General features: G+C 51.9%; 4 protein-coding genes and 3 pseudogenes. 1 reads left to right on the forward strand and 6 read right to left on the reverse strand.

What is annotated here, in order from left to right; translation table 11 throughout:
• Positions 1-176 (reverse strand): annotated as a pseudogene (locus tag BN77_RS36035) (IS66 family transposase); the annotation flags it as partial.
• Positions 177-227: 51 nt separating this feature from the next.
• Between BN77_RS36035 and BN77_RS34480 the strand changes: the two are divergent.
• A pseudogene (locus BN77_RS34480) lies at positions 228-671 on the forward strand (integrase core domain-containing protein); the annotation flags it as partial.
• Between the two features lie 189 nt (positions 672-860).
• Here BN77_RS34480 and BN77_RS28345 read toward each other — a convergent pair.
• The 5 genes and pseudogenes from BN77_RS28345 to BN77_RS34485 all read right to left on the reverse strand — a co-directional run.
• A complete protein-coding gene (locus BN77_RS28345; RefSeq protein WP_007538805.1) occupies positions 861-2,372 on the reverse strand; it encodes a hypothetical protein in 1,512 nt (503 codons plus the stop codon).
• 826 nt (positions 2,373-3,198) lie between these two features.
• Positions 3,199-3,351: pseudogene (locus tag BN77_RS28355) on the reverse strand (transposase); the annotation flags it as partial.
• 100 nt (positions 3,352-3,451) lie between these two features.
• Positions 3,452-4,897 carry a hypothetical protein gene (locus BN77_RS28360; protein ID WP_244426274.1) on the reverse strand — a complete coding sequence of 482 codons (1,446 nt, stop codon included), beginning with the start codon at positions 4,895-4,897 and terminating at the stop codon, positions 3,452-3,454.
• Positions 4,898-5,356: 459 nt separating this feature from the next.
• The gene (locus BN77_RS31625; protein ID WP_007538815.1) at positions 5,357-7,141 is read right to left on the reverse strand and encodes a virulence VirE3 protein (VirA/G regulated protein); all 1,785 of its coding nucleotides are present in this window, start codon (positions 7,139-7,141) and stop codon (positions 5,357-5,359) included.
• A gap of 301 nt (positions 7,142-7,442) precedes the next feature.
• Positions 7,443-7,683: hypothetical protein (locus BN77_RS34485; RefSeq protein ID WP_208856489.1), on the reverse strand; the 241-nt coding region annotated here is incomplete at its 5' end.

Raw genomic sequence — 7,683 nt, forward strand, 5'->3', positions numbered from 1 at the left:
TATTGGGTTCGTATAGTTTTGCGTAGCCTTTGTAGCCGTCGGCCTGAAGGATGCCACTTGCCTGCGAGTTGGATCGTTTCATTGCTGCCGGCTTTGGCACGCGTCTTGGCAAGATTGGTATAGGCCGAGTAGCCGTCTACCTGCAGGATGCCGCTGAATCCGGCGAGATGACGCGCCTGTCAAGCGAAGTGAAGATTTGACCCCGCCTACTCACTGTCCGGTCTGCGGTCGCTCGTGAGCTGGCCCGGATCATCGGGGGGCGTGGCAAGCCGAAGATGATCGCCAGCGACAATGGCAGCGAGTTCACCAGCAACGCGACTGCAGTGGACGGATCGGGCCAGGGTGGACTGGCACTACATCGCGCCGGGCAAGCCGATCCAGAATGCCTTCATCGAAAGCTCAATGGGCGGCTGCGAGACGAGTTCCTGAATGAAACTCTCTTCTCGTCACTGACCCACGCTCGATCAGCGCTTTCAAACTGGCGCAGCGATTAAAATGATCATCGACCACACTCAGGCCTTGGATGGCTGACACCTGCCGAGTTCGCTCAGACAATCAACCCGCGACGTGATGCAGTGCTGCGCAGCCGGAATGGCTCCGCACCGCAACACGCCGCTACCGCCGCGAATACAACAACCCAAAACCGCCGGAGCGAACTCAAAACTGGATAAAACTTGGGGCAAGGTCACCAGCAGACGCTTTTCAATACACGTGATCAAAGATCGTCCCTCAGTGCTCGTGCCATCATCAACCTCCTGAATCAACTTCGGTCGCCCTCGTCACATCACGTTTGATTCACCTTCACAGCATCTAACTCTAGCTGAAATGTTAAGAACAGGCCGCAGACCCGCTCGATTTCTTTACAACCCATAGCTCGATTGTTGTCCTTGCCGCTGCTGTACCAAAGCTTTCCGTGGGCTTAACCTTTCATCATCGGAGCTATTGTACCCATCGAGCCGATCAAGCGCTTTTTGTGCATTGAGAGTTACCTCCTGCCTGCGGACTGCTTGTTTCTCTCTCGCCTCGACGCCGATGATCTGGGCGACTTCGCGCGAAATGCCGTCATCGTCTCTGAGGGAGGCATACAACATTTTCGCGCTACTCTTAATTTTGCCATCTACCGTATGATGATGCGTAAAAATTTGCGTTTTGTCATACACATCTGTTATTTTTTTTCCCTCTCGCGAGAGCTCCTTCATAATTGAGGCTCCATCCCGGAACACTCCATTTTCAATTTGTACCCAGGTCAGGCCATGCTCCAGAAACTTGCCGTTTTTAGCAAGCTTATCTGCAGGCAGGTTGTAATCCTTACAAATCTGCGAAAAAAGTTCGGTGTCCAGTTCCTTCAGTAGTTTGGGATTGTGGAAAGAATCGCCTTCCCGGCTCGACATGCCTATGCGAAGCTTTTCAGGACGGTAATTGAGCTCCTCTTCCAGCCTTTGCAGCACAGGCATTGCCTGTTGAAGGTTCTTATCACGTATGTCATTGATAGATACTAGATGATCGCCGTGTTGTACAACCACGGGAGGTAAGTCGGGATTGTAGCGAATTTCATTTCCTACCAGCCGCTGAGAGCGCCGCTCAGCCTCGTGTTCACCTCTTTTGTTTATGTTGCTGATGGAGTCGAATTCATTGTATTCATTTTTGATTAGGACGTTCTCCGGCCCAAACGTTTCAGCTAGGTCGTAGGTCTGCTGCCGGACGACCAAGGGATCGTCCCGCCACAAACCGATTCTCCGATATCCTCTTTCATTGCGGCTACTGAATTTAATTATATATTCAGGTAATTGTTCGCCCGCCTTCTCGGGATTATTCCATTGATACGCGGCCCGCCTCAATCCCGATGGCGTTACACGCCACGCTGCCGGATCGTCCCGCTTGAGTTTACGCCAATTATCTTTCCCGTTCGACGGCTTGGATGGCAGTCCATCGATGTCTCTCCTCCACGTTGCCCACGTCTTTTCCCGCTCTTTCAACTGGTTCTCAAAAGAGATCCCGGGAGTGACCGGGATGGTGTCATAGGCACGAGGAAGAGGTTGGGTTCGGCCTGTTTCGTCGCTTAGAACTTTGGTGAATCTATTCAGGTTGATTTCGCCCCCGAATTTTTCCTTGGCATATTCCCAAGGGTAGTATTCGACCTGATTTTCATGACCACTTCGCGGGATCGCAACCTCTAGCGACATTCTTGTGGTTGATGGTCCGATCTCGCTTAGGCCGTTCAGAGCAGCCAACTTCCTAGTGATTTTGTCCAACTCTTGTGACTCGCGGCTGTTATTCGAACTTCCGACCTTCTGCGTCGGCAGATCGTCCACGGGCCGCTCACGTTTGGGACGCTTTTGGGCTTCTGACATTTCCGCATCTTGATCGTCCATTGTACTTCCTTCCTGATGATTGCTGCCCTCGGATCCTGCGCAATTAAAGTGCCATCTCACTCGATCTTCAGGTCTGGCATTAAACCTCTTATCGCGCTGAGTTTTTTCTCGAACTTCCTCGTAGCCCTGGCGGGGACGTATTCTATCACTGGGGGAATGCCACTGCTTGCGGTTGCATCAATAGTGCTCGCTCCCAAGCCTTTGCTTGCTCGCTTATTCTGGGCATCAGTTGCGAGATGGACTGCGGATGGATGTCTAAGAGCCACAAAAAGCCCCTTTCTGCTTTACTTTAGGTGATCGGGATTGTGTATCTCTGGCAGTCAAACCCTCGGGATGACGCTTTCCATCCTCGCACCAGCCATCATGCTGCTCCCGGCGATGCCCGTTACTTTTTGGTCACGTGCAGGCCAGTTCGATTCAATCGAAGACTTTCTGTTGCAGACGGTGTTTCCTGTTGCTGCGTACTGTTGGAGGCCCCGGATGAGCTTCATCTTTGAGAGAAGTGAGCATAGTCGGAGAAGTAGCTTCATCAGCCACGATGGCAACGTTCCTCAGTTGATCGCCGATCTCTTCACATATGAGGTGGCGGACGCTCCAGCAAACTACTGCTGTCTTGGGCTGACCGCATTTGCTAACAAAATAAAGGCAAAAAATTCGTATGCAATAGGAAACGGAAATAAACCATTGCATCTGTAACAATGGCGTGGAGCAATGGGACAGGTGACTATCGCTCTCTTCCGGCCACTGCACTTGCGGACGTCTTGTGGTCCACCAGATATTTCTCGCCTACGTTGCCCGTTATGTGATCAAGATTACAAATCTCCATGGCTACGTCCATGCCGCCGAGCTTGGCCTTCCATTTATAGATGCTGGCATCGCTGACGCCGTGCTTGCGGCAAAGCTCCGAGACCGGCGTGCCGGCCTCGTGCTCCTTCAGAATGCCGATAATCTGTTCGTCCGTGAAACGTGTGCGCTTCATTCTCTGGTCCTTTCGAAACCGCCGGAGCGAACTCAAAACTGGATAAAACTTGGGGGCAAGGTCAGTGGCCAGTTGCCCCGAAGAAGTTACCGATCTCGTCTCAGCGGCTGATCGAGTTGTCCCTCTTACGTTCTTCCAGTTCGTGTGGCCGCTTTCTCGCATTAGGCAATTTGTCTATTTCAATCTCTCCCTTGACGTTGTGGCTAGACGAACCGGACGTCTCTTGCGAGTGGATTGGTGCTTTTCTTTTTGTTGATATGGAGCGTGCCAGATTTCCGGCCGGCGCCACCTCCTCTGACTCATTGCGATGCGGCAGTTTTAGTTTCTGTTGACCAGGCATATTGGCTGCCTTGGCAAGCTCTAGCATCACTTGGGAATGTTCTAAATCGAGCTTGGCCGACCGTACGGGTACTCTTGGTCTCTTTGGATGATGATTCTCTGGCAGTTCGCGCAGACGACCCTGCCAAGCTTGGTGGTAACCCTCTATGGTTCGCACAAGCCTTTCCATCTCCAAGCTCCTTGATTGCAAGACGCGCGAATAACTGCGGAGCAACGAATAAAGGGTCGGGTCATCTGCTGCCGTACTGTTCGGCTCCAGCCAGTATTGCCTGTGTTCCGACGCCGTTTTGAGGAACCACGCGCGGCTCGCGAAGTTTCCGCGACGGGGGCCCACGATCGCGTCCATGGCGTCAAGAACACGCGTTGCCATCTCCTTAGCAACACTGTTGGTACGCACTCGGTGCGGAGTCGTTCGACGTATTGAGTCCCTAATTCCTTTTGGCAGTTGCTTGGGCAAGAAAAAACGATTGCCGCCACGCTGCCAGGTTAGGTCGCAATGCCGCTGTATTAGGTTTGCGATGTCTACAGTAGTTTCTGGAGCTAGCCTTTGTTGCGGCAGTAGCTCCGCTCTCCAAGGAACGATTTTATCTTCGAGGGCTCGGATCACCCTTTCTTTGCCATAGTGATAGGAGTTCGGGATGAAGCCTATTTCGCGGGTTTTGACCCTCGTTTCCGCAATTTCCGTCTCCCGCTTAGCCCAGCGTGACAAGATTTCACCACCTTCCCAAACCTCATCTATTACCGCCTGACGCAGACCATTGAAAAAAGCGCCGTCCGGCGCGATCTCGTCCAACAGAGCATTGAGCTCTCTCAGAGTGGCCTTCTGTAGAGCTGGATTTCGGGGCGCACCGCTCGAAAAGTTTTCATCGAATTCATGAAGCTGCAGTTCATCGCGTCTGTGACCCAGAATCTCAATGTGTGGGAATTCTCGCGGGTCGCCTTCTTTGTTCTTGGCGTACTGCTGCAGTTTCTCATAAAGTGCAGCAGCAACGTAAGGGGAAACAGCTACTGGTAGCTGGGGGCGGCTTGCATAGATCTTATCAATGACTCGATGGAGTTCGTGAGCATCCGGGTTCGGCGTCATCTCGCCAATATTAGCTCGATGTATTGCATTCAACGCATAAAGCCGTTGTTTATTATATGCAGGCTTGTCAGGAATAGTTCCACTTAGAAGCCGGTCTATTCGAACTTCAAGGGCGTCCTTCAAGGACCGGCCGGGGACGGGTCGCGGCCACTCTATTTCATTTCCAATGCTGCCGTCTGGAACATAGGCTGGAGTTCGGCTTCGCATGATATCCGTTAGATATCTGACCGCCGAAACTTCTCTTGTGCGATTGGCCATAGCGCGTGGTCCTTCTCACTTTCCGAAGTTGCAAACTTCGTCGCCAGCGATCACATTGAACGAAACCTGCGTCGCTCTATGATGAAGCGTTGTCGCATTGAAGCGCAGCCTGTTCTACTTAACAGCGATATTTTCAGCTACGGACCTAGCAGATCTAAAAAACCAACCTCTCTGAGCCGCGAGCGAATGCGCTTTTGGATTCGCTGATGTCGTTCGCTGTCCTGATAAGAGAACGATACCACCGGGGAGTTGCTAGGGTCTGATTGCGTTACATCTGAAGCGAACCGGATCAACTTGCAGGTTCGCTAGGCGACGGTCTTAGGTTTAAAGAGAAGACGATCTCCCGGCGCTACGATTTCTATCATCCGGTCTCGAAGAATAAATTTCATTTCGAGTGCCTGGATGAGTGATTGACGCGAGTATGGACATCCTCCGTTCCTCCGTCGCCTCCGTCGCCTCCGACGACACCGGGATCGCCTTGTGAACGATACCCACGCGTCGAATTGGTTTGCCAGGTCGAAAATTGTCCCTCTTGATCGAGGAAATCGGGGCGAACTCTTCTGACGAACCATTCATCAGATTATCTCCGACAGGGCGTGTCGCCCCGTCAGATGCCTGCACTGCCACCTCCCCTTGACTCTCTAGCGACCGCTGTTTTGCCATCTGATCTTCGAGGACGCCGCCCCCGAGGCTACGTCCGGAATCCCCTTCCCTTGGCGACGGCCCAAGCAGCGGGCTGGGGCCTTGTGGGCTTTCCGGAAGGCCCGACATACCTGGTTCTGGATTTGATAAATGCTTGTTCAACGATGTCGACTGCGACAGAAGCTGGTCGTCCGATAATCCAAACAGCGATTCTAGATCTTGCTTAGGTTGAACTCCTGCATTGCGCGAGACTGTCTCACCCGTTCTGACGGGTTGACTGGGGACCGCCGTCTCAAGAGAGCGCTGCTTTGAAGGCCAGATGCTATCACCGCCGTCGAAGCGTACTGAAGGTATTGCGGCGCGTTTCTGCAGAGATGACTGGGCGGGTACTGAGTGCTCCTGCCAAAGCCGTTTGTGGAAAGCGGATTCTTCCGCACGCAATGTTCGAGCATCACGCTCGCGTTCATTCAACAACGTCGTCTTCCTGAGAACTGTCACGCCAAGAATTTTTTTGGTAACCTGTTTCACATCGCCTTGCTGATAGATGGCTTCACTCTTAAATATCCTCCCAACGGTATGTTTTTTACTTTTCAATTTTCCTGAAACATCATCATAGACCGCAGAGCGTTTGTTTAGCAGCCTTCGGTGCTCTAGTATATCTCGAGCTATCTCGTTACCGTCCTTATCGAGACGTGATCTGTACGATTTGCTAAACGCGCCGCCCAATTTTCGAACTTGGGTTTGCGACGTCTCATGATTCACCGCTTTCGTCGAGCGTCTGGAGAAGGCAAAGCCTGAGACTTTGCTGTCGACAAGGTTTAGATTGCCATTGTCTTCTCGCTCATACGTCTCGTGTCTTGAACCTTTCCGACGGAATAATTTGCGATATATTTTTTCCTCCAGCCCCCTTCGATAAGGATCACTCATTTCTTCGGAGACCGCCTTGGACAACCAGCCGCGATTTACATACCGCGTGCGCATTAATGCGCCTTTCTCATCCCTCTCCCATTTTTCCTCGAGGGTCCCGTCTCGATATTTCACGTGCTTAGCGAGGAGTGTCCCATCCTCAGTATATGAGAGGCGGCTCAAGCCTCGCCAAGTTTTTCTCTCGAGGAGACTTACGTGAAATTTGTTTTCCTCCCCCGCGCCAAGGGTTAGGATCTTTTTAGTCTTACTAAAGAGTCCGTTTTCGCGAGTCAATTCTCCTGGATTATCAACGCGCAGTCTCTTATTTCTAAGAGGTTCGTAGCTAATTTCACCTCGAAATTTGTTGCCAAGCTTTTTGACGATCTGAATATCGCCTGCATATTTTCTCTGCTTTTCGAAATTGTCAAAATTTGCGCGTTTTTTCCCTGCCTCAACTTCAGCAAGTCGTGCTTCAAGGAGATGATCAGCCTCCCGTTTAGCGGAGCGACGCTTGTTGGCGGTATTAAATCCCAGCGCCTTTTTCTTATTTATGCTAACCATTTAGGGACCCCTTTCATCAGAGCGCGCGCTCATGCATTAAGCTCGGAGGCTTAGGTGGACTAAGCCCATATGTTGGCTTAACAACCATTCACATGTTCTGATCGTAACGGATTCAGCCTAGCAACACACGCATCCTAGCATAGTGGCAGAAGGATAAATAAATATTGTGTTTCGTTTGTAGTGAGCATCAATGCGCCTACGGCGTCCCATAGAGCATCGATCTTTCGTCCCGCCCGAGCCCGTAATGTATCCGTTCGGTGAACCTTGCAATTACCCACATTTGAGTGTCGTAGGACCTGCTCTAGCGCCAGCCACTCTTCGTTCCGGTCGAAATCCCCGCAACTTGGACGCCCGGACAAGCCTGCGCGGTCTTCGACTTGCCCACCGAAATTCGCGACAGGATCTCGGACCGATATAGCGTACAGATCGAGCAAGACTGCAAAATGAGAGCAAAGTAAGAAGCGTGGCCAGCGTCGCCCAATTGCGTCCACCGCCCTCGCTGCCGGTGAATGGACTGTTCTTCCTTGTGATCGTCATCTACT

Origin of the sequence: Rhizobium mesoamericanum STM3625 (assembly GCF_000312665.1) — a bacterium.
Taxonomy (GTDB): Bacteria; Pseudomonadota; Alphaproteobacteria; order Rhizobiales; family Rhizobiaceae; genus Rhizobium; species Rhizobium mesoamericanum.

Bases quoted from the DNA above. Each gene is read 5' to 3' on its own strand.
- BN77_RS28345 (WP_007538805.1), bottom strand. From the start codon at position 2,372: ATGGACGATCAAGATGCGGAAATGTCAGAAGCCCAAAAGCGTCCCAAA.
- BN77_RS31625 (WP_007538815.1), bottom strand. From the start codon at position 7,141: ATGGTTAGCATAAATAAGAAAAAGGCGCTGGGATTTAATACCGCCAAC.